21 protein-coding genes are annotated in these 21,402 nt (G+C 44.9%); 13 read left to right on the forward strand and 8 right to left on the reverse strand.

All coding sequences use genetic code 11. The features are described 5' to 3' along the window. Positions 1-433: 433 nt before the first annotated feature. Complete coding sequence (locus ACOMA8_RS06745; protein ID WP_161898383.1) at positions 434-1,015, forward strand: bactofilin family protein; 582 nt, start codon at positions 434-436, stop codon at positions 1,013-1,015. A 342-nt stretch (positions 1,016-1,357) separates the two neighbouring features. Here the strand turns inward: ACOMA8_RS06745 and ACOMA8_RS06750 are convergent, their stop codons facing one another. The 3 genes from ACOMA8_RS06750 to ACOMA8_RS06760 all read right to left on the reverse strand — a co-directional run bounded on the left by ACOMA8_RS06750 (position 1,358) and on the right by ACOMA8_RS06760 (position 3,713). Then, positions 1,358-2,017, reverse strand: a complete 660-nt coding sequence (locus ACOMA8_RS06750) for a hypothetical protein (RefSeq protein WP_421369533.1) — start codon at positions 2,015-2,017, stop codon at positions 1,358-1,360. Next, on the reverse strand, positions 2,007-2,498 hold the full coding sequence (locus ACOMA8_RS06755) for an RNA polymerase sigma factor (protein ID WP_421369535.1): 492 nt from the start codon (positions 2,496-2,498) through the stop codon (positions 2,007-2,009). Before ACOMA8_RS06755 ends, ACOMA8_RS06750 begins: the two co-directional genes overlap by 11 nt. 198 nt (positions 2,499-2,696) lie before the next feature. Continuing rightward, on the reverse strand, positions 2,697-3,713 hold the full coding sequence (locus ACOMA8_RS06760; protein WP_421369537.1) for a PocR ligand-binding domain-containing protein: 1,017 nt from the start codon (positions 3,711-3,713) through the stop codon (positions 2,697-2,699). Positions 3,714-4,040: 327 nt separating this feature from the next. Here ACOMA8_RS06760 and ACOMA8_RS06765 point away from each other — a divergent pair, with 327 nt between their 5' ends. The 5 genes from ACOMA8_RS06765 to ACOMA8_RS06785 all read left to right on the forward strand — a co-directional run bounded on the left by ACOMA8_RS06765 (position 4,041) and on the right by ACOMA8_RS06785 (position 8,650). Continuing rightward, positions 4,041-5,180 carry a glycerol dehydrogenase gene (locus ACOMA8_RS06765; protein ID WP_161898378.1) on the forward strand — a complete coding sequence of 380 codons (1,140 nt, stop codon included), beginning with the start codon at positions 4,041-4,043 and terminating at the stop codon, positions 5,178-5,180. Between the two features lie 105 nt (positions 5,181-5,285). After that, positions 5,286-5,684, forward strand: a complete 399-nt coding sequence (dhaM, locus tag ACOMA8_RS06770; RefSeq protein WP_161898377.1) for a dihydroxyacetone kinase phosphoryl donor subunit DhaM — start codon at positions 5,286-5,288, stop codon at positions 5,682-5,684. A 50-nt stretch (positions 5,685-5,734) separates the two neighbouring features. Beyond that, positions 5,735-6,718, forward strand: a complete 984-nt coding sequence (gene dhaK, locus ACOMA8_RS06775; protein WP_421369540.1) for a dihydroxyacetone kinase subunit DhaK — start codon at positions 5,735-5,737, stop codon at positions 6,716-6,718. Positions 6,719-6,766: 48 nt separating this feature from the next. Continuing rightward, positions 6,767-7,363 (forward strand): dihydroxyacetone kinase subunit DhaL, encoded by a 597-nt coding sequence (gene dhaL / locus ACOMA8_RS06780; RefSeq protein ID WP_161898375.1) that lies wholly within the window; start codon positions 6,767-6,769, stop codon positions 7,361-7,363. Between the two features lie 120 nt (positions 7,364-7,483). Continuing rightward, positions 7,484-8,650, forward strand: a complete 1,167-nt coding sequence (locus ACOMA8_RS06785) for an iron-containing alcohol dehydrogenase (RefSeq protein ID WP_161898374.1) — start codon at positions 7,484-7,486, stop codon at positions 8,648-8,650. Positions 8,651-8,814: 164 nt separating this feature from the next. On the opposite strand, the gene ACOMA8_RS06790 is transcribed toward ACOMA8_RS06785, so the two are convergent. Further along, a complete protein-coding gene (locus tag ACOMA8_RS06790) occupies positions 8,815-9,705 on the reverse strand; it encodes an ArsR/SmtB family transcription factor (RefSeq protein ID WP_421369543.1) in 891 nt (296 codons plus the stop codon). 304 nt (positions 9,706-10,009) lie between these two features. On the opposite strand from ACOMA8_RS06790, the gene ACOMA8_RS06795 reads away from it, so the two are divergent. The 7 genes from ACOMA8_RS06795 (at position 10,010) to ACOMA8_RS06825 (ending at position 17,664) form a co-directional block, all read left to right on the forward strand. After that, positions 10,010-11,353, forward strand: coding sequence for an ABC transporter substrate-binding protein (locus tag ACOMA8_RS06795; RefSeq protein WP_421369545.1), 1,344 nt, complete (start codon positions 10,010-10,012; stop codon positions 11,351-11,353). A 203-nt stretch (positions 11,354-11,556) separates the two neighbouring features. Continuing rightward, positions 11,557-12,477 carry a carbohydrate ABC transporter permease gene (locus tag ACOMA8_RS06800; protein ID WP_421369547.1) on the forward strand — a complete coding sequence of 307 codons (921 nt, stop codon included), beginning with the start codon at positions 11,557-11,559 and terminating at the stop codon, positions 12,475-12,477. Between the two features lie 13 nt (positions 12,478-12,490). Continuing rightward, complete coding sequence (locus ACOMA8_RS06805; RefSeq protein ID WP_421369549.1) at positions 12,491-13,327, forward strand: carbohydrate ABC transporter permease; 837 nt, start codon at positions 12,491-12,493, stop codon at positions 13,325-13,327. A 6-nt stretch (positions 13,328-13,333) separates the two neighbouring features. Further along, entirely contained in the window at positions 13,334-13,945 is a 612-nt protein-coding gene (locus ACOMA8_RS06810; protein WP_421369551.1) for a DUF624 domain-containing protein, read from the forward strand. Then, on the forward strand, positions 13,938-15,362 hold the full coding sequence (locus ACOMA8_RS06815; RefSeq protein ID WP_421369553.1) for a glycoside hydrolase family 43 protein: 1,425 nt from the start codon (positions 13,938-13,940) through the stop codon (positions 15,360-15,362). Before ACOMA8_RS06810 ends, ACOMA8_RS06815 begins: the two co-directional genes overlap by 8 nt. Before the next feature lie 3 nt (positions 15,363-15,365). After that, positions 15,366-16,334 carry a glycoside hydrolase family 43 protein gene (locus tag ACOMA8_RS06820; protein WP_421369555.1) on the forward strand — a complete coding sequence of 323 codons (969 nt, stop codon included), beginning with the start codon at positions 15,366-15,368 and terminating at the stop codon, positions 16,332-16,334. A 130-nt stretch (positions 16,335-16,464) separates the two neighbouring features. After that, positions 16,465-17,664, forward strand: coding sequence for an arabinan endo-1,5-alpha-L-arabinosidase (locus tag ACOMA8_RS06825; RefSeq protein ID WP_421369557.1), 1,200 nt, complete (start codon positions 16,465-16,467; stop codon positions 17,662-17,664). A gap of 187 nt (positions 17,665-17,851) precedes the next feature. On the opposite strand, the gene ACOMA8_RS06830 is transcribed toward ACOMA8_RS06825, so the two are convergent. The 4 genes from ACOMA8_RS06830 to ACOMA8_RS06845 form a co-directional block, all read right to left on the reverse strand. Continuing rightward, positions 17,852-18,721 carry an alpha/beta hydrolase gene (locus tag ACOMA8_RS06830; RefSeq protein WP_421369559.1) on the reverse strand — a complete coding sequence of 290 codons (870 nt, stop codon included), beginning with the start codon at positions 18,719-18,721 and terminating at the stop codon, positions 17,852-17,854. A gap of 10 nt (positions 18,722-18,731) precedes the next feature. Beyond that, positions 18,732-19,097, reverse strand: a complete 366-nt coding sequence (locus tag ACOMA8_RS06835; protein ID WP_421369561.1) for a hypothetical protein — start codon at positions 19,095-19,097, stop codon at positions 18,732-18,734. 17 nt (positions 19,098-19,114) lie between these two features. Further along, positions 19,115-19,735 carry a hydrolase gene (locus ACOMA8_RS06840; protein WP_421369563.1) on the reverse strand — a complete coding sequence of 207 codons (621 nt, stop codon included), beginning with the start codon at positions 19,733-19,735 and terminating at the stop codon, positions 19,115-19,117. 549 nt (positions 19,736-20,284) lie between these two features. Then, positions 20,285-21,199 carry a hypothetical protein gene (locus ACOMA8_RS06845; RefSeq protein ID WP_421369565.1) on the reverse strand — a complete coding sequence of 305 codons (915 nt, stop codon included), beginning with the start codon at positions 21,197-21,199 and terminating at the stop codon, positions 20,285-20,287. Between the last annotated feature and the right edge of the window lie 203 nt (positions 21,200-21,402).

Here is a 21,402-nt window from a genome sequence, read left to right on the forward strand (position 1 = left end):
ATAATCATCAACGAATCAAAATAAAACTGGGCTGCAGCCCAGTGCAGTATCGGCAACGAATGACCGCATAAAAATACCGACTAGAAAATCTAGTCGGTATAAGGTCTAACTTTTGGGTCTCACTACAGCTTTCAAATTGGCTTGCGTCTTTTTTGTGCATGTCATTTACGAGCACCGCTTAATCTTTTATTGCAGAAGTTCCATTGAGAACGGAAACCATAAAAAAGGAAGGACAAAACTCTAGAAAAATTACGATGTGAAGAGGTATCTATCTTGCGGGTCTTTAAGTGATAACAGCAAAATGAGAACGCTCACAATTCTTAAAAAAAGTATGTCATTTTACAAAAAAAGTGCCTTTTGTTTTTGTTTTTCGGCAGAGGGTGGTATGATACGGGTTGTTAAATAATGATTGAACAAAAAAGGGGTAATGAACATGATCACCAAAAAAATCGCAAGTATCGCAGCAATGGGTCTGTTAGCCGTAACTTTAGGCGCCTGCAGCAGCGACAAAACAGCAGACAGCTCAGCTTCCAGCAGTTCAGCAGCTACGACAGAACAAACTTCTACTAGCGCACCAGAAGTTGTTTCTTCTGCTTCTGTAAGTGCGGATCCATCAGTTTTGGAAAAAGCATTGAGTGCTGACGGAAACTGGATTATCGGCGTGACTGGCGATGTAAACTTTGACAAAGATTTGACCGTAACTGGTGAATTCCATGACAAAGGGGAAGCAGCGAACGATATCTACCGTAAATTGGCATTGTATTCTCAAGATGCCGACCGCAAAGTGACTGCTGAATACACAATCACCGTACCTCAATTGGTAGTTGAATCAGAAAATTTGAACATCGTACATGGTACAGTCAAAGGTGATGTCTTGGTCAAAGCAAATGGCTTTGTTCTGGACGGCGCAACAGTAACTGGCAAAGTAACTTTTGAAAAACAAGAATACAAAGATTCTGCTAAACTTGACGAAAACGGCGCCAAAGTCGAAGGCGACGTAACTGTCAGCGAATAAGTATTGAGATAAACCAATCACTTGAGTAATCGATGAAAAAACTTGTGACAATGGTCCTGTCACCGTCCTTTGAAGAGGACAGGACCATATGTGAGCCACAAACAAAAAACGAACAACTTCTGCTATTTCCAGTGGAAGTTGTTCGTTTTTTCATTATTAAAAATCTTAAAGCTGACTAACCTTGAACTTAGGACAGTGTGCCTTCTATGGACTCAGAGGCGACAATTGTCGAAAACAGTTTTCTGACAGCTATTTGCTTAGTAGGCTTAGGCTGTTAAATGCTTTGCTAGTTGCCATTCAGAATTGATTCATGTGACATGTATTTTTGTGAGCACAGGTAATTTAGGGTGTGCTCTCTTTTAGCAAGTCTTTGATTTTGATGGTTTCTGTTTTGTCATCGTAGCAAAGCGTTAAGATATCTGTATCGCCTATCTTGACTTCCTGATTATTGACCAAAAGGGTATTTTGATCGACAAAAGTAAGGCGAACAATACCAGTGGAAACACTTTTTTCAAAGGGAGAATCAAAAGGATTGATACGCGACTGTTTAATGAGGAGCTCTGGCTGATAGCCATTTTGTAAGTCTTGATCCGGTTGCAGAAAAGCTAGTGTTCGAATCCCACTCCGGCTATTTCGATCAGAGAATTCCAACGTGACAATGCCGTGACTGACTGTTTTCGACAAGACAATTTCTCGGGAATCTGCTTGCCAGGATTTGTTGTAGTACCAAAAGAAGCCATAGATTAATAAACAGATGACAGCAAATGTGCTCAGTACTCCTAGGACAATTTTTCTCCGATTAACTCGTCGGATTTTTTTTAGGGAATTGATTTCGGCAACTTCTGCTTGGGGTTCTACTTTGAGATTGGTTAGCATTGTTTCGTAATACTTTTTAAGTTCGGGATTTTTCTGCAGCTCTTGTTCAATCAATCGATTGCTTGCTGCACTGGTGATGCCGTCGATATAACTTGGCAGTAAATCTTTCAGTATTTCAATATCCATCTTCCTTCATCCTTTCAATAAGTTTTTGCTTGGCGCGATAAAAAGTGACACGGGCCCAATTCTCTGTTTTTCTGAAAACTTCGCCGATTTCCTTGAATGAGAAGTCTCCATTGAGTCGCAGCAGAACAATTTCTTTTTCAGATTCTTTTAATTGATGGATAGCACGAAATACTCTTAATCTATCTTCACCTTGTACAATTAGCTCATCAGGTAAGGGGCGAGGATCCGGTGCAGATAGATCTAATTCATGAAAGACGCCATGCTTTTTTTCTTTTTCTAAGTATTGCAGCCAGAGATTTTTAGCAATTTGACAGAGCCAAGTAGCTACACTTGAATTGCCTTTGAATCGTGCAATGGATTTTACCGCCTGATAAAAAGTCTCCTGAGTAAGTTCTTCGGAAAGCTGGGGGTTGCCAGTGAGACTCAGAAGAAAGCGAAACACTGTCTTTTCATGAACTAAGTAAAGCTGATCAATTTTCAAACTCTGCACCACCTTTCACTTATTAGTCCGATTTTCGAGGGGTTTGTTACAAATTTTTACGATTATATGTAAGAAATAGAAAGACGGAGCCACCTTTTTCCAGATACGGTGCTCCGTTTTTTTGATTATACGAGAGGAATTTTCTGTCATGGTCGGATGAGATTTTTTTTGACCATCGTAGTGGGGAACCCGGCAAGCTCATTTCCCCAAACTCTGTCGCCATTTTAGCGGAGTGGTTCCTTTGATTTTTTTGAAAGAGCGAATGAAATAGCTGGGTTCCAAATAGCCGAGAGTGTCGCTGATTTCAGCAATGGACAGTTCAGTGGAAGACAGTAATTCTTCTGCCCAGTGAATTTTCAGCTTGGCATAGATTTGGCTGAAGGGCTCGCCAAATTCTTCCCGCAACAATCGACTCAGATAGGTGGGACTGAGGTTAACCAATTCTGCCAGACTTGCCAAATCTAAGTGTGCGGCTTTGTTGGCAAAAACCGCATCAATGGCCGGCTGCAGTGTCCGATTTTTTGCTTGATAGATGCCGGTATCTGTTAACCGTTTTTCCAAGAGGGATTGGCGGAGATCTTCTCTGACAAATTCTAAGTCGGCAGTATCTTCTGTCGAAGGATACGCGTCATCAGTCTCTCGTTTGGCGATTCGCAAGGTCTGCTTATAGGCTTTGACAAGATAGTCTTTCTTGATGGCTTCGGTGACGATGTATTCGCTTAGTTGTTCCAACATGGCAGCGACTTCAGTTAATTTAGTCAAGGAGAGTCTGGGATAAGCATCAATCAAGTCCTGGTGCTGCGCTTTGAAAGAACGGACATCTTCTCGTTCAGACAGGTTCAATACTTGTTCCAACTGCTCTTGGTGATGCTCAGCCATAATTTCACCAGCCATAATTGCCCCGACATAATGATTGTCGACCATGATGGGAATCGCCATATCAATAATGTCAAAATGGCAACGATAAATGAAAGGTTCACCGGTTCGAACCGCCTCGACACCACCGCGGGCATCGCACTTTTCGCAGTAAACAGACAGCTGTGGATGATCACGAGCCAGTCGGCAAAAAGGTTTCACCTGGCTGTGGCGGGTAATCGGTTTGCCACGATAATCCACCAGAATGATGGCTAAGTCAGTCGCAATCGCGATTTTTTCTTGTAAGATCTCCCACTTGTTCAGATCTAAGACCCGTTCGATATCAAAGCGTTCAGCCATTTGTGCCTCTCCATTCTTGTGCTTTCAATTTCTGCAACGTTCTTTAGTTAGGTTGCGCCGCGACATTGTGTTGTCTTCATTATAGAACTTTCCTGTGGGATAACAAATAATTACCATTTTGCAAGATAATCCCATCTAAACAGATAAGAAAGCGTTATCGCAGTGTCATGCTTTTTATCGGCGGGGGGCTTATTATAGCAATGTAATCAGTTGCAGCGCTTTCAGTTGATAGAAAGCTGATGAACAACTGACGAGAAATCCTGATTGTGGCCGCAGACGGGAACAGTGAAGCTCTGTTGATTTGAAAAAAACTGGAGGTTTTTGAAAATGAGAAAAGCATTGATCTTACCAACAAAATACGTGCAAGGCGAAGATGAACTATTGAATCTGGGCTACTTTGTTTCGACATTCGGTCAATCGGCTCTGTTGATCGCCAACCCAGATGATGTTAATCGGGTCCGTCCCCAACTAGATGCAACGGCCAAAAAATTTGGTATCCACTTTGTAGAAGGCGGCTTCAATGGCGAAGTAACTCGTGAAGAAACCAAACGCTTGCAACAAGTCGCAGCCGAAAATCATACCGACTGCATTATTGGTTTAGGGGGCGGCAAAGCTATTGATGCTTCCAAAGTCGTAGCAGAAGGCGAACATTTAATCATTGTGCCGACGATTGCCGCTACTGATGCCCCGACTTCCCATTCTGCTGTACTGTATCATGCAGACGGTTCTTTTGATGATTATGCCTATTTCAAACAAAGCCCTAGTGTGGTCATGGTTGATACCAAAGTCGTTGCCGCAGCGCCGGTTCGTTTTTTGGTAGCCGGGATGGGAGATGCTTTATCCACGTATTTTGAAGCTCGCGCGACGCATAATTCATACTCACGTGTCAATGCCAGCTTGCCTATGGGCTCTCGCGAAGGATTGACGGAACCCGCAATTGGGACCTATGCAGCTTTGGCATTGGCTGAACTGTGCTGGACAAATCTAAAGGCAGACGGACTCCAAGCTAAAATTGCCTGTGAAGCCAACTTAGTGACGGAAGCTTTCAACAAGATTATCGAAACCAATATCTTACTTTCCGGTTTAGGTTTTGAAAGTGGCGGCTTGGCAGCGGCTCATGCAATTCATAATGGCATGACGGTGTTGGCAGGCACACACCACTACCTGCATGGTGAAAAAGTTGCTTTTGCCACCATTGTCCAACTGGTAATGGAAGATGCCGCTAAATCAGAGCTTGAAGCTGTCATGGATTTCTGCGCTTCTGTCGGTTTGCCACTGACATTGGCAGATCTGGGTGTGACCGAAATCAGTTTTGAAGAAGCTTTGGCAGTGGCTAAGATTGCCTGCATCCCAGAAGAATCCATCCATTCCATGCCATTTCCAATCTCCGAAGAAGCAGTGGCGAATGCATTGATTGTGGCCGACCGTATCGGTCAGGACTATAAAATTCGTAACGGATTAGCATAAAAGGCGGGCCGGGACGCTCAGATGAGGTCCCGGCTATCCTCGTGAAGCTAAAAAACGACAGCTTTACGTGAAACAAGCTCCCTTCAAAACAGATGAGGTGAAAAAATGAAAAAAAGTATTTTTCTGGTCTCTCACAGCCAACAAATCACAGATGGGATCAAAGAAATGATCCGACAAATGTCACAATCAGCGGATGTTGCCATCTATTCTCTGGGAGGAACAGCCACAGGAGAACTGGGCAGTGATCCTACGAAAATTATCGCTGCTGCCGAAGATGCGCAAGACAGTGATATTTTTTTGGTTTTTGCCGATTTGGGCAGTGCGGTACTTTCCAGTGAGCTGGCCTATGACATGCTGGAACCGGAATTGCAGGCAAAGTATAAATTGGTGGATGCACCGCTGGTAGAAGGCGCTTTTGCCGCTGCGATCACAGCGGGGGTCTCCGATGACTTGGCACATATTTTACAAGAAGCACAAAATGCTGGCCAAAAAGGCTGGTCTTGAACCGACTACTGTAAAGAAAGTAAAAAGACACAAGAGAAAGGCGGATTTTAATGAAAAAGATCATCAATAAACCCGGTGAAATCATCAGTGAAATGCAACAAGGATTGGTGAAGAGCTATCCTTATCTGATTCATCAAGTTGCTGACAGCCGGGTCATCGCTAAAAACAAGCAGCAACCCCAAGTTGGCCTGGTTTCTGGTGGTGGCAGCGGTCATGAACCCGCCCATGCCGGCTTTGTCGGCGACGGAATGCTGAGTGCAGCCGTTTTGGGGGATGTCTTTACTTCACCGACACCCGATCAGATCCAGACGGCAATAGCAGATGCAGATCAAGGACAGGGCGTTTTATTGATCGTAAAAAATTACACTGGCGATATTTTGAATTTTGAAATGGCCAAAGATTTGGCAGAAATGGAAGATATCCAAGTGGAGATGCTGGTAGTGGACGATGATGTCGCTGTGGAAAACAGTACCTATACAGCTGGCAAGCGGGGCGTGGCCGGAACCGTTCTGGTGCACAAAATCATCGGGGATGCTGCTCGTAATGGTGCCTCCTTGGCAGAGCTGAAGGCATTGGGTGAACAATTACTGCCTGCTATCAAGACCATCGGGGTGGCATTGCGTGGGGCGACTGTCCCAGAAGTAGGCAAACCTGGTTTTGAATTGGCTGAAGATGAAATGGAATTTGGCGTGGGAATCCACGGTGAGCCGGGCTATCGTCGAGAAAAACTGTTGACTTCTCGCGGGATTGCCGAAGAGCTGGTGACCAAATTGCTTTCAAATTATGATCGAAAACCAGAACAAGTGGCTGTATTGGTGAATGGCATGGGAGCCACACCTTTGATGGAGCAGTTTGTCTTTATGAATGATGTGCAAAATCTTTTAGCAGAAAAAAAGGTGGCTGTTTCTTTTGCCAAAGTGGGCAACTACATGACTTCTTTGGATATGGTGGGCATCAGTTTGACACTGGTGGATCTGCAAGAAGAGAGCTGGCTTTTCGCATTGCAAAGCCCGGTTGAGGTCATCAGCTGGTAATAAGACCATTGATTTTTAGATAGAAAGAACAAAGGAGCGATTGTACCAATGAAAATGACGGTCACAGAATTTCAAGCGTGGCTCGCTGATTTTGGTCAAGCCATCGAAGCAAATAAAGGCTACCTCAGCGAGTTGGACACTCCCATCGGCGACGGAGATCACGGAAACAACATGGCTCGCGGCATGGCTGCCTATGAAGCCGATTTCGCAGCAAAACAGCCGACATCCATTACCGATACCGCCAAAATTCTAGCCATGGCATTGATTTCAAAAGTCGGCGGTGCTTCCGGCCCATTGTACGGCTCAGCCTTTATGGGAATCACCAAAGCCGTCAAAGATATCGTTGAAATCGACAGCCAAGAACAGCTGGGCGAAGTCATGGAACAAGGCTTGCAAATGATTCAGCTGCGAGGGAAAGCGGCAGCCGAGGACAAAACCATGGTGGATGTCTGGCTTCCTGCAGTAGCGGCTTTAAAAAAAGGGCAACTGACGGAGACCGTGGTTCATACAGCGAAAGAGCACACCGCTGAACTAGTAGCGAAAAAAGGACGGGCTTCCTATCTGGGAGAACGAGCTATTGGTCACATTGATCCTGGAGCAGCTTCCAGCGAGTTGTTGTTTGTAGCCTTGCTGAAATATTTATAAATTCGTTGTGTAGTGATTGTCTAAAAGAATTGAAACAATTACAGAACGCGTTTTGAGTACAGCGGTTTGTTTTTTGAGCCGCGGCAGTTTGAAAGCTTTTCAAAAAAAGGAGCGAGTAATATGAAAACAAATTTTGATTTTATGATGCCTAGTGTAAACTTTTTTGGTCCTGGTGTTATTGAAAAAATCGGTGATCGAGCACAAATGCTTCACATGACAAAAGTCTTGATCGTAACAGATAGTTTTTTGCGGAACATGGCAAACGGTCCGGTTAAACAGACGGAAGCCAGTCTACAAGCAGCTGGTGTCGACTATGTAATTTTTGATGAAGTAGAACCCAACCCCAAAATCCGCAATGTCAAATCCGGCGTAGCGCTGTACCAAGCGGAAAACTGTGACGCCATCATCACTGTCGGTGGTGGCTCAGCCCATGATTGCGGTAAGGGAATTGGCATTTTGCTGACCAATGGCGACGATCTGACAAAATTGGCAGGTATTGAAACTTTAACAGAGCCGCTCCCACCACTAATGGCGGTAAATACTACCGCCGGAACTGCATCTGAAATTACTCGTCATGCGGTAATCACCAATGAAGAAACGCACTTGAAGTTTGTAGTTGTTTCTTGGCGCAATGTGCCATTAGTTTCATTTAATGATCCCTTGCTGATGTTAGATGTTCCGCAAAAACTCACCGCCGCTACCGGCATGGATGCACTTTGCCACTGTGTAGAATCCTACGTCTCTGAAAACCGTAACCCAATCACTGATGCGCAAGCTGAAAAAGGAATAAAATTGATTAGCCAATACTTGCGTCGTGCTGTTGCAAACGGCCACGATTTGGAGGCGCGTACCAATATGGCCTATGCCTCTTTGTTAGCAGGGATGGCCTTCAACAACGCTGACTTGGGATACGTCCATGCAATGGCCCATCAACTAGGTGGTCAATACGATGCTCCTCACGGTGTTTGTTGCGCAGTACTTATGCCAACAGTTGAGCGTTGGAATATGATTGCCAGCCCAGAACGTTTTGCGGATATCGCTGTTTTTCTAGGTGAAAATATCGACGGATTATCTAAAATGGCTGCCGCAGAAAGAGGAATCGCCGCACTGGAACGGATTTCAGAAGACGTGGGGATTCCCGCCAACATCAAATCTATTGGTGCCGATCCTAAAGACTTCCAATTGATGGCAGAAAACGCCTTAAAAGACGGCAATGCTTTCTCCAATCCCCGCAAAGGACGGACAGAAGACATCGTGGCACTGTTTGAAGCGGCTTATAATGCGTGATAACGACTATCAATTGAACGGTGCTGTGCTGTCTGGAGCTAAGTTCTCTAGGCAAAACATGGTTTGGTATTAAAAATGGCTGCCTAAAAAAAGTGCTGCTGGATTTCCTGAATAGCTCAGGAGTCCAACAGCGCTTTTTTGAATGTTATTTTTTTCGTACTTTATCAGCTGTAATAGGATTTCAACTTGATATTTTGATCATAATTTCCGAAGCCCTTACCAAAGAGTGTACAACCGCCAATATTTTCAGCGTCTTCTTTGACTTCAACCTTCAACCGCCACATATCGGCATCAGTGGGAAAATCATTGATGGTAACTCCAGAAAGCGGATCACCTTCCATGTAGGTACCGTGATTAAGGATTCGAATCGTCTTCAATAGACCGTATTGGTTGAGATTATCGGGATACCAGTCTGGATTTAGTTTTCCCCGAATATCGGCAAAATCCCCGGGACTGGTCCAAGTCCCTAGTTCGATCCCGTTCAACGTAAAGGTGATATCTGACGGCCAGTTGTCATTTGCAAAAGGAAATTCTGAAGAAATTTCTAACGAAATTTCCATCATCTCCAGCTTGTTTTCTGAAGAGAGGTAGTTAGGCGTTTGATATTCCACAAATCCTTTAGTAAACCAGAGAATACGAGCATCCATTCGTTTAGGATCCATGAAGAATTTTGGCTCATCCACTGGGCCAACGAAATCCGTTAAGGTTGCTAGACCACAGGTAGGCTCTACTTGAAAATCAGTATATAGGCCGATTGGAATGTCATTTTCCTGAATGTCAAATGCATTGAATATCTTTTCAGGAAAGTTGATGTCAATATGGTCAACTTTTAGGCTGGAAATCTTACTTTGGCCGACCTTTTCTGTTTTTATAATGTTTGCCTCTTCCAATTTACGAATATGCATGGTCACGATAGCGCTGGAAAGTCCCAGTGCTTGTGCTAAATCTTTGATACTCATCTTATTTTTTGAAAGTAGCTGAATAATCCGAATTCGGACGCTACTGGCCAATGCTTCATAAACTTTTAAAGAATCATCACTGATATCTAGTTGCATACTAACACCTCAATCTTAATCGTTGGGTTTATGTTAACATATATATTAATAATTGTAAATATAAGAGTTCGAAGAGCTAAGGATTAATGATATAGCTAATTATAATGAGGCGGTATTATCATTAATTAATAATAATACAGTTGACAGCGTTTGCATATAAAGGTATTATTTGGTTGTAAATTCATTAACGATTCTTTATTGAGAACGTTATTCCTTAATATTATTATTTATCTGAAGTGAGGAAGCTATCTTGGATTTAGTCGTTGATGGAATAGAAAAAGGGTTTTAAGAAAGGATGGAAAAGATGAAGTTCAAAAAATTGATGGGCGTAAGTATGGTTACATTGGGTTCGATTGTCATGCTGGCTGCATGTGGGAACGATTCAAAGGGTGGTTCCGGAGACAACGGTTCGAATGAAGAACTGACTTTCATGTTCCGGGGGGGACAAGATGAAAAGAAAGCTTACGAAGCAGCAATCAAGAAATTTGAAGAAAAAGAAGATGTCAAAGTAAAAATGGTTGTCACCGATGCAGATCAGTATGCCACCAAGCTCCAGGCAGCAATCTCAGGCGGTAAAGTCCCCGATGTCTTTTATATTGAGCAAAGCAACCTGATGCCTTATGTAGACAATGGCGTACTCTTGGACATCACTGACAAAGTGGAAAACGGCGATTTCGACTTGAGCAACATCTGGGAATATGGCGTCAACAGCTATCGTTATGACGGTAAAAAAGTCGGTCAAGGTGCTTTGTACGGCTTGCCAAAAGACGTAGGTCCGTTTGCTTTAGGCTACAACAAAGATATGTTTAAGGATGCCGGTGTAGAACTGCCGGATAAAGATGCACCATTAACTTGGGCTGAGTTTATCGAGATATGTCAAAAATTGACCAGAGATTCAGATGGTGATGGCAAACTGGATCAATGGGCGACCGGGTTTAACGTTAACTGGAGTCTGCAGTCTTTTGTCTGGAGCAATGGCGGCGATTGGATCAATGAAGACAAAACCAAAGTCACAGTCGATACACCGGAATTTGCAGAAGCGTTGCAAACTTTCTCTGATCTGCAAAACAAATATAAAGTCACCCCTTCAATATCAGATGCCCAAACGCTGGATACCTACCAACGCTGGATGAATGGTGAAATTGCCTTCTTCCCGGTAGGTCCTTGGGATATGAGTACTTATGCAAAACTTGACTTTGAATACGATTTGATTCCTTGGCCGGCAGGTAAAACCGGGAAATCAGCCACTTACGTAGGTTCCTTAGGTATTGGTGTTTCGTCTAAAACCAAGCAGCCGGACAAAGCAGTCAAATTAGTCGAATATCTGTCTGCTTCAGAAGAAGGGCAGCAACAGCTCTTGGATGCGGAGATTCAGATTCCAAATTTGATCGACATGGCTGAAAATTGGGCTTCGGATACAGAATCTGTACCAAGCAATAAACAGGAATTTTTGGATATCGTACAAGATTACGGTCGTCCAATGCCGGCTGCTCAAACCTACAATGCCGAATGGTACGATGAATTCTTTATTAATATCCAAACCGTATTGGACGGCGATCAAACAGCTGCCGATTATGTAAAAGAAGTGCAGCCACGGATGCAGGAAAAACTGGATAGTGCGATTCAACAACAAAAAACAGCGCAATAACAATGGTGGGATTGCAGGTGAAAACATCTGCGATCCCATTCAATGAAAAGCTGCAGGTGGATGCAAGCAAAAGCACCCGTTAAAAGTCTTGAAGCTGTCACAACGGGTCTTTTCGCAGATGTTTTTTGCCGGCAAAAGGCGCTGCTTATTAAGCAGATAAGCGGGTCGCAGCCAGTGAGTACCTGTATAAAGGAGGATTTATCGTGGAACAAGCAAAAACAGTCTCCGCAAAGAAAAAGCGTACTAGCAAATTATATGTACAAGAACATCGAGTGGCATTTTTATTCGTATTGCTGCCGGTAATCGGTTTCGTATTGTTTTCAGCCATTCCCTTACTCTATTCAACTTATGCGGCATTTACCGACTGGAATGGTTTGGGTCAAATGAATTTTGTCGGTTTGGACAATTTTCGAAAATTATTTAAAGACGAATACTTTTATAAAACAATGTTTAATACGGTCTATCTGATGTTGGGGATTCCTATCGGCTTGCTGCTGTCCTTTTTATTAGCATCCGCTTTGAGTCGGGGGATCAAAGGAACGACAATCTTCCGGACGATTTATTATATTCCAGTGATTTCCTCACTGGCAGCTATTTCCATCTTGTGGCAATGGGCTTACAACGGAGATTTTGGTTTGGTGAACCAAGTGCTGGCGCTGATAGGGATCAAAGGTCCCAATTGGTTGCAGAATGCGGATACCGTCAAGCCGGCGATTATCATCATGACTGTTTGGAAAGGATTAGGGTATTCTATGCTGCTGTATCTGGCGGCAATTCAAAGCGTGCCGAAAACTTTTTACGAAGCTGCAGAATTGGACGGAGCCTCTTCCATCCAACGTTTCAGAAATATTACCTGGCCAATGGTCAAACCGGTAACTTTTTTCCTGGTGGTGACCAACATTATCGGTGGCTCTCAGATCTTTACCGAAGTCAATATCATGACGCCGACGGGTGGTCCGAAATATAGTTCAGCTACTGTTGTCTGGTATTTATGGCAGAAAGCTTTCAAAAACTGGCAGATGGGTTATGCCAGCAGTATGGCGCTAATCCTGGCGCTGCTGGTGTTTGCAATCACAGCCTTTCAATTTTATATGAACAGCCGCAACAGCTATACGTTAGATTAACGGGGTGAATCAAATGAAGAAAAAAAATAAAGTTTCCAATATCATCATCGTGCTCATCCTGTCCATTGGCGCTATTGTCATGGTAGGACCGCTGTTGTGGATGATCTCGACCTCATTGAAAGATAAAGCCGGTGTTTTCCAACTACCACCGCAATGGGTCCCGGATCCAATCCAATTTGATGCTTACAAACGTTTAACAGAAGTCGATACACTGGTTTCCGGTATCCGCAATACGATCATCGTGTCCTTATCGGTGACCATCGTGGGGACACTGACTTCCAGTATGGCAGCCTTTTCTTTTGCTAAATTACGGATGCCGTTTAAAAATGTCTTGTTTCTATGCTTGTTGTCGGCTTTAATGATTCCATATCCGGCAGTCATGATTCCGCAATTTATGATCTTTTCAAAAATCGGTTGGGTGGATACTCTGCTGCCGCTGATCATTCCCGGGATGTTCGGCAATATCACGATGATCTTTTTCCTGAAGCAATACCTGTCCAATATTCCTGATTCCATTGTGGAAGCGGCGAAAATCGACGGCGCTGGGTACTTACAGACGTTCTTTAAACTAATCTTCCCGCTGATCCGACCGGCGATAGCTGCCCAATTTATTCTCTGGTTCATGGGTGCCTGGAACGATTATCTGGCACCGTTAATCTACCTGAACAGTCCTGAAAAACAAACACTGCAGGTAGTGATCGCCAACTTGAATGCTGCTTATGCGATCCAGACAGACTACCCACTGATTATGGCTGCATCTGTTGTTTCATTGCTGCCGGTATTGATCTGCTTTATTATTTTTCAAAAGCAGATTATCGAGTCTGTCGCACTTTCCGGTATGAAAGGATAATGACTGATGACCACACAAATGATGAAAGGCCTCAATTACTTGATGATGTTCGTTCTTTTAAATCTGCTGTGGGCGGCGGGAATCGTGTGCGGACTCTTTTTTGGCGGCCTGGTTCCCAGTACGTATGCATTGATTGAACTCTGCCAAGATCGGGAGCTTTTTGACGGCTATACCGCGTATTGGCAAGTCGTCAAACGTTTTTGCTCTGAATGGCTGACCGGATTGAAAACTTTCAACTTGAGTGTATTGCTGTTTCCGATAGCTCTCTTGGTGACTTATTTGGACATCCTGGTAGTGCAGGAGAATTCGTTGATGAAGGCGTTGTTTTTGTGGCCGGCGCTGTTACTGCTGTGTTATCTATTGCTGGCGATGGTTCAGTTTTGCTATGTGCAAACAGTCAGTGGCGATTCTCTAAAAGCTAAACTGCTTGCTGCACTGACTGCACCGCTGCTTTTACCGGTGGAAAGTCTGCTGAGCCTCCTAGTATTTGTCAGTTTCTTCATCCTGTGTCTGCGTTTTACCTGGTTGTTTTTTGTTCTGGCTGCAGCTGTTCTCTTTATTACTTGCAAACTGTTGGAGAGCGGCTATCGCAAAAAAGGTCTGGTGGTTCATGAATAAGCTGGGCCGGTATCTGATCCTTGGTGGAGGCGTACTTTTATTGTCTGCCTGCGGTGCTGAGGCTGTACCGACGCTGAAAGAACCGATTTTTGAAGAAGCTTCCGTTCATGATCCTTCTGTGATCAAAGACGGAGATGATTTCTATGTGATTGGTTCCCACATGATGTTTGCCAAAAGTCCGGATCTTATGAACTGGGAGCAGTTACAGGGATCAGTCGCAGAAGATCGTTTATTCGAGGATATCCGTAAAGAGTTGTCCTCTGAGTTCGGCTACGCCAACACCGATACGCTGTGGGCAGGCGATATTATACGCCTAAAAGATGGCCGTTACTATATGTATTACTGCCTATGCCAGGGAACATCCCCGTTATCGGTTTTAGGGCTCGCTGTTTCCGATCAGGTCGATGGGCCATACAAGAAAATGGAATCCTTTCTGTATTCGGGGACATCACCGCAATTTGAGGCTGATTATGACGCTACCACTGATCCGAATGTGATCGATCCTCACATGTTTTATGATGAAACGGGCAAGTTGTGGATGGTCTATGGGTCGTATTCGGGAGGAATCTATATCCTGGAGATGGATGAGACAACGGGGTTGCCCAAAGATCGCAACTCATATGGCAAACGATTGATCGGTGGCAATCATAGTCGGATTGAAGCTCCTTATATTCAATATAACAAGGATACTGGTTACTACTATCTTTTCTTGTCCTTTGGTGGTTTGGATTCTTACGGCGGCTACAATATGCGGGTCGTTCGTTCCAAATCTCCCGATGGTCCGTATGAAGACAGCCAGGGCAAGTCGATGGAAACTGTTATGGGTCGACCCAGTACCAGCTTTGACGACGTAAGTATCGAACCTTACGGAGTAAAGCTGATGGGAAATTTTACTTATACGAAAGACGATGGCATGACTAATGACGGTTATGTCTCACCGGGACACAATTCTGTTTACTACGATGAAAAGACGGACCGCTATTTCCTGATTTTTCACAGCCGCTTTCCAAACTCGGGAGAACAGCACCTGTTGCGGGTCCATCAAATGTGGTTCACAGAAGACGGCTGGCCGGTTGTCAGCCCGCTGCGTTATGGTAACGAGACTATCGGCTCTTATCAGGAAAAGCAGTTGATCGGTACCTATGATTTGATCCGCTTTACTAAGGATATCAGTGACCAAATCGCTGAACCTGAGGAGATTCGACTGACCAAACGAGGTCAAGTGAGTGGCGCGGTCTCCGGCGACTGGCAGGTGGCTGCAGACAACAGTCGGCAAGATGCTGTGTTGACCATCGCTGGTGAAAACTACAAGGGCCGCTTTATCTCAGCTTGGGATACTCGGCAGAAAAAACAAGTCATGAGTTTTACCGGGACCGCTTCGGATGGCACCCCGGTGTTCTTGATCGAAAGGAAGTAGGAAATGACTATCACGAAGAATAAAATCCATAATCCCATCGTTTTGCAACGAGCAGATCCTTGGGTTTGTAAGCACACTGACGGGAAATATTACTTTACCGGTTCGGTTCCCGGTTATCAGTCGATTGAACTGCGACGAGGCGACTCGTTGAATAATCTTGAAGACGGTGAAATCAAAACTATTTGGCAGGCCCCTGACAGTGGTCCGATGAAGAATCTGATCTGGGCACCGGAAATTCATTTTATCGATAGTGTCTGGTATGTTTATTTTGCTGCCAGTGATGAAGAAAACGGTCGTTCACGGGAACATCATCACCGGATGTTTGTCATCGCAAATGAGAATTCCGATCCTTTTGAAGGGGAGTGGGAAGTTAAAGGACAAGTGAAGACAGCCTTTGACAGCTTCAGTCTGGATGCCACCGTTTTTGAAAACGACAGCAAGCTCTATTATGTTTGGGCACAACAAGATCCTCGTATTCCGGGGAATTCCAATCTGTACATTTCGGAAATGGCTAATCCATGGACGCTGAAAGGACCGCAGATCATATTGTCAATTCCAGAGTATGATTGGGAAAAAATCGGTTTTTGGGTAAATGAAGGGCCGGCTGTCATTAAACGCTACGGAAAGATCATCATCACCTATTCCGGCAGCGCCACTGATGAAAACTATGCTATGGGGTTGCTGTGGGCCGATGCGGATGATGATTTGCTGGATGGAGGCGCTTGGCACAAATCACCCGAACCGGTCTTTGCATCCTCTGAGACAAATCGGCAATTCGGCCCCGGCCACAACTCATTCACAGTGGATGAATTCGGCAACGATATTTTAATCTACCATGCCCGCCCAGAGAAAAACAAAGAGGGCGATCCACTGGACAATCCGAATCGTCATGCGATTGCACAGGAGTTCACTTGGGGGTCTGATGGGCTACCGATTTTCGGCGAGCCGGTAGCCAACGACAAGGAAGTCTGAGCTGTGACTTCAAGGTGATAATAGGCCGGCCTGCTTGGTGGGCTTGTCTTTTTTACGAGCCGCTTCTGAATTAGCTAACTCAGTGAGGCAAATCGAGAAAAGTTGTACAATCATAAGAAGGAGGATCCTCATGACTAACGCAATCAACGGTGTCCACGATCCGACGATCATCGAAGTTGGCGGCACCTATTACCTGGTTTCCACGGATACCCAGGAGCCGCCGACTGCCGGCGTGCCCATTCGCAGCTCCAAAGATCTGGTGAACTGGCGCTTTGAAAAAACAGCTTTGGAAGACGGTGTTCCTACAACTGCCGCCGCTTGGAGCGGTGCCATGGGGTTATGGGCACCGGAGATCATTGCTTACGCGGGGGGATATCGGATGTACTATTCTGCCTCGACCTTCGGCAGTACCACCTCTTTTATCGGTCTGGCGACAGCCACTCATCCGCTGGGGCCGTGGGAAGATCAAGGGGAGGTGGTCAAAACCAGTCGGGAACTGGCCGCTCATAATGCCATCGATGCCAATATCTGTACCGATCGCAAAGGGGAACAGTGGCTGGCGTACGGTTCCTTTTTCGGCGGGATCCATATCACACCTGTCGACAAAGCCACCGGCAAATTGAAAACGCCCGGCGACTACGGTCAGCTGCTGGCAATCCGCCCCCGCTCAGTTGACGGGGCTGTGGAAGGACCGTTCGTTTATTACAATGAAAAGACCGATTATTTTTATTTGTTCGTCTCCTTTGATTCATTGAACGATACTTACAATATCCGTGTCGGACGTGCGAAAGAAATCACCGGACCATATGTGGATCGCAGCGGTGCCGAATTGACGAATTTGGCGCTTGTACCGGAGGAAGTGGGAACCAAGCTTCTGGGCAGCTATCAGTTTACTGGTGAAGCACCGCTGTATGGTCCGGGGCACAATTCGATTTTTCGTCGTTCAGACGGTGCTGAATTTTGTGTACATCATATCCGCCGCCACCCCCACAGTGCCGACTTCTTCGTAGAAATTCGGCCACTTTATTGGCTCAGTGACGGCTGGCCGGTGGTGAGCGGCGAGTGTTATCAAGGAGAGCTGTCGGCAGCACCGATCCTTCCGCAAGATCTGACAGGAACTTGGGATATCGTGACCTTTACACAGGACAGCGGTGTCGAACAATCAGTTCTGAAAGAATTGATGGATGTCGCATTGGAAGACGGCGTGTGGCGCTGCAGTCTTGGGGAGTTCGTCCCTTATTGGCGGCAGAATGCGACCGGTGAGCTCTTGTTAGGGCTGACCGGACTGTCAGATGCCGGTTGGGAATTTATCGGCCGCAAGCGCAGCTGACAATAGATAAAAAAGATCCTGCCATGGCCGTTTTTTCGGCAGGCAGAATCTTTTCGCTGATGTTGGCTGATTTGGGTGTGTCTGAAAACTTCAGTGGTAGATATTTTGATCCTGTTCACCGCAATCTGCGTCGTAAATGTGCAACTTTATACCCTGTATCCCATAAGCTGGGCTTTACTTGATCATGCTAAGAAAGATACTCAGCAAAAAAGTCTAGGGTTGCCGGCAATGCAGTTTCCCAATACCCTTCGCCGTGGATCGTACCCGCGAGCAGTTTGACCTCAGAAACCACATTAGCTTTTGCCAATGCTTTTTGTAGCATGAGGGCACCACTGATAGGGACCAATTCGTGTAAGGAATTGGCTAAAAACAGTGGGCCGCTTTGTGGTGAGACCCGGGTCAAGGGTGTTGCTTCTTGTAACAACGCCGGGTCATCAGCGACATAGTTCAAGACAAACCATTTGTAAAAAGATTCGTTTTGACCGTCTTGATCAATCTGACGGCTTTCGTGTTCATCAAAATGCTGGGTTTGGTTCATGACAGCCGGGACATTTTCGTGGTTTTTCACCCAATCGGCCATGTCGATAATCCCGGACCAAGAAGCAGCAGGAATTCCTCGCTGCAAGGCCAGCTCGATGGACAAATTTCCGCCAGCGGATGCACCGAGGGCAAAAATTGGTCGCTCTTTGGGAAGGCGGACAGACGCCTTTAACCAGTCGAAGGCCGCTAGTACATCTGTCATTGCTGCCGGATAAATCGCAGCCGGTGCCAGTCGATAATTAGGAGCTGCTACTAGATAGCCTTGAGCAGTGAATTTTTCTGCTAAAAAGGCTTCTTTTTGCTTGTCACCGCGAAACCAACCGCCGCCGTGGAGCAAGAGAATCGTCCCCTTGGTATTTTGTGAGGAGGTGTTGTTTTTTGCAGGTGTTTCAATGGCAAGGGCTGCCTGTTGATCAACACTATTGGCAGGCTTGCTGTCTGCATTTTGTGTCGGCCAATAAAGATCAAGGGTCAGCTGTTGTTCTTTATTATAGAGGATATCTGTTTCACTATTCATGGCTTTCACCTCAAATCAAATCGTTGGGATCGTCGGGCTGTTCCTTAGTAATCTTGGCGATAGCGGTCAAGAGTTCCTCTTTCGCTTTCTCATAGTCTGTCATTTTAGTAGCATACTTGGCATTGAAGCCGTCCAAGCCGTCAAAGGCAAAAGCAGATTCATATTGGTAGACTTTGTCGTAGGCGGTGGTGAATTCTTTCAACAAATCCATTTCATCGGCTAACTGCAATGCCAGCTGGATGACCCGAAAATCTGTATAGGCCAGCTCGAATTGAACGGCCCAGGCTCGCATGAAAGGGTGCTGGTTTTGGATGTGCAAAAAATGCCTCGTGACTGTTGATTGTAAATTTTTCAAAGCGCCTTGGACATCAAGCATATTGCTCGTCCCCTTTCTTATTGCAGTTTCAGGAAGATTCCTCGATCTTGCATGGCTTTGACAAAAGTAGGAACTGTTTCGCCACGGTTCCAGTCCCGCTGGAATTCGCAGGCCAACTGTGCAAAACTGGTCAAGTGGGCGCCGGCTTGTTCCACTCGACGCAATGCAGTTTCGTGGGCGATAACACTGGTGCCGCCAACCGCATCGACTACTGGATAAACGTCAAAGCCTTCCTTCAAGGCATCCAATGTGGGAAAGGTCAGACAAGCTTCGGTCCATAACGCACAGATAATGATTTTTTTGCGGCCGGTCGCTTTGACGGCAGCATTGAATTCTTGGTCTTCCCACGCATTGATGGAGGTGCGATCATAGCTGGCAGTGTCTGTAAGCAGCGCCTTCAATTGGGGAATCGTATCTTGGTTGCGGCCGGTAGCCACATTCACTGTGGATAAAATAATCGGTACACCGTAGGATTTCATCAAAGAAGTAACCGCGGCAATACTGTCAATCAACTGGTGGCGATCCATCGAATTGATGGAGTTGATCTGGGTGGGTTGATAATCAATCAAGACAAAAACGCTGTTGTCCGGCGAAAGCAGTTCGTCGGTTTGCGGATCACGAGGTGCATAACTAGTCATGAGAAAACATCCTTTCTATTTGCCGTTTACTCTTAAACTATACGCTCACTCATTTTTTTTGGAAAGCGGGGAGACTCAGTGGAGATAGCGTTTACACAAAACAAGAAGGCCGATGCTAATCAGCAGGTAGCCTAAAAAATGTGGTGTAACAGCAACCATTTTTATATGATTATTAGCCGGTAGCTCAAACAACGTACTGTCTGTTAGAAACTAGTTGTCAACAAATGTACAAAATGAAACCTAGCTTTTTTATAGCTTAAATGTTTATCGAAAGTCATTGGGGAGACCCTAGTAATTCAATGGCCGGAAGTATAGACAAGAAATGGAGGGGCGTTTCAGAACTATTTACAAGAATTGAGGAGTTTGGAACTTTTTATCCAAATACGACAATTAACGTCAGTTGAATAAGCAGACTTTCTAGCTGACTTGATTAATCCAGAATTTTTTAGATTTTAGCGTGTTAATCGAATTTAAATAGATACATGGAAAAGCTGTGGTGATTGAAAAAGCAGAGAAGTGATTTTTCACTTCTCTGCTTTCCTTTTTTAGTTATTCACCGGCTAATACTTTTTGGAGACTTTCATTGATCATAGCTACATCTTCGGGATGTTCCATCTCTAAACGATTGGCTTCGAATATGGCGGCAGAGTGAGACGTTTGGACGGATTGCTTCACTGCATCATCATCGATGGAGTCGATGTAATCTTGTTGCTGTTGCCATGCAGCAAGGATGGAATTGTAGTAAGCATCGCTGTCGATTTCACTTTCGGCAGGAGCAACAGGCGCTTCAGCTATGGAATCCGCTTGGAGGTATTCCACTAGATTAGTGGTGTCAAGCGTTGTACCGACTGCATTTTCGGCGAAATTCCGAGTTGCTAAAGAAATCGTTCCTTGATTATTGTAAAACAGGAAGTAGGTGTCGCCAACGATTTGCATGGGATCGGAACTATCCTCAGGTGTGGCTACTTTTACGACAGTGTTCACTTTCACTTCCCGTTTTTTGCCAGCATCATTTGTGACGGTAATCGTTTTGGTAGGTTCCTCTGCTATGGACGCAGGATAAAAAAACTCGTCTCCTGCGATGGTAGTGATGTAGAGGCCGTTACCGGTGTTGTTTAAATCTTTGGTATTTAGCAGGATGGTCACAGGTTGATTTTTTTGTTTCGATTCAAACTCGAGGTGATGGACCGTTTGTTTGCGGCCATCTTGCAAGGTCAATTCTTGTGTGAAATCATCTAAGTTTACGGCGTAAGAAAGCGATTCATCCTGTGTATCACTACTACTCGTTTGTTGAGAAGAAGAGGACTGAACAACGCTCGTTTGTTGAGATGAGGAGGACTGAACAACCGTGGTCGAAGTTACGGTTGTTTCAGAGGATTTATTAGTTGAACTGGCATCGGTTTTACTTTGTGAACAACCAGCTAGTGCGAGTACACTAAATAACAATATAGACACTCTTTTCATTAATATCACGCTCCTAAATATTATTAATAATAACACAAAATAACTGGGAAATTTCATTAGTTAATTAAAGTGTGATTATCAAAAAATCCTTAATGATTAACGATATTGAGAATGCCACAGGCTGACAATTGTTAATTGTACTTCTCTCTAATTTGTAAATAGCGTAATTATTCGGAAAAAGTAAAATTGTAGCTAATAAGAAA

Source organism: Enterococcus infantis (genome assembly GCF_049166715.1).
GTDB lineage: Bacteria > Bacillota > Bacilli > Lactobacillales > Enterococcaceae > Enterococcus_C > Enterococcus_C leclercqii.

What these genes read in the sequence shown, in the direction of transcription:
- ACOMA8_RS06795 (WP_421369545.1), top strand. Translation starts at nt 10,010, where the DNA reads ATGAAGTTCAAAAAATTGATGGGCGTAAGTATGGTTACATTGGGTTCG.
- ACOMA8_RS06840 (WP_421369563.1), bottom strand. Translation starts at nt 19,735, where the DNA reads ATGACTAGTTATGCACCTCGTGATCCGCAAACCGACGAACTGCTTTCG.
- ACOMA8_RS06825 (WP_421369557.1), top strand. Translation starts at nt 16,465, where the DNA reads ATGACTAACGCAATCAACGGTGTCCACGATCCGACGATCATCGAAGTT.
- ACOMA8_RS06810 (WP_421369551.1), top strand. Translation starts at nt 13,334, where the DNA reads ATGACCACACAAATGATGAAAGGCCTCAATTACTTGATGATGTTCGTT.
- ACOMA8_RS06845 (WP_421369565.1), bottom strand. Translation starts at nt 21,199, where the DNA reads ATGAAAAGAGTGTCTATATTGTTATTTAGTGTACTCGCACTAGCTGGT.
- dhaM (WP_161898377.1), top strand. Translation starts at nt 5,286, where the DNA reads ATGAAAAAAAGTATTTTTCTGGTCTCTCACAGCCAACAAATCACAGAT.
- ACOMA8_RS06750 (WP_421369533.1), bottom strand. Translation starts at nt 2,017, where the DNA reads ATGGATATTGAAATACTGAAAGATTTACTGCCAAGTTATATCGACGGC.
- ACOMA8_RS06790 (WP_421369543.1), bottom strand. Translation starts at nt 9,705, where the DNA reads ATGCAACTAGATATCAGTGATGATTCTTTAAAAGTTTATGAAGCATTG.
- ACOMA8_RS06815 (WP_421369553.1), top strand. Translation starts at nt 13,938, where the DNA reads ATGAATAAGCTGGGCCGGTATCTGATCCTTGGTGGAGGCGTACTTTTA.
- ACOMA8_RS06830 (WP_421369559.1), bottom strand. Translation starts at nt 18,721, where the DNA reads ATGAATAGTGAAACAGATATCCTCTATAATAAAGAACAACAGCTGACC.
- ACOMA8_RS06765 (WP_161898378.1), top strand. Translation starts at nt 4,041, where the DNA reads ATGAGAAAAGCATTGATCTTACCAACAAAATACGTGCAAGGCGAAGAT.
- ACOMA8_RS06785 (WP_161898374.1), top strand. Translation starts at nt 7,484, where the DNA reads ATGAAAACAAATTTTGATTTTATGATGCCTAGTGTAAACTTTTTTGGT.
- ACOMA8_RS06820 (WP_421369555.1), top strand. Translation starts at nt 15,366, where the DNA reads ATGACTATCACGAAGAATAAAATCCATAATCCCATCGTTTTGCAACGA.
- ACOMA8_RS06805 (WP_421369549.1), top strand. Translation starts at nt 12,491, where the DNA reads ATGAAGAAAAAAAATAAAGTTTCCAATATCATCATCGTGCTCATCCTG.
- dhaK (WP_421369540.1), top strand. Translation starts at nt 5,735, where the DNA reads ATGAAAAAGATCATCAATAAACCCGGTGAAATCATCAGTGAAATGCAA.
- ACOMA8_RS06745 (WP_161898383.1), top strand. Translation starts at nt 434, where the DNA reads ATGATCACCAAAAAAATCGCAAGTATCGCAGCAATGGGTCTGTTAGCC.
- dhaL (WP_161898375.1), top strand. Translation starts at nt 6,767, where the DNA reads ATGAAAATGACGGTCACAGAATTTCAAGCGTGGCTCGCTGATTTTGGT.
- ACOMA8_RS06835 (WP_421369561.1), bottom strand. Translation starts at nt 19,097, where the DNA reads ATGCTTGATGTCCAAGGCGCTTTGAAAAATTTACAATCAACAGTCACG.
- ACOMA8_RS06760 (WP_421369537.1), bottom strand. Translation starts at nt 3,713, where the DNA reads ATGGCTGAACGCTTTGATATCGAACGGGTCTTAGATCTGAACAAGTGG.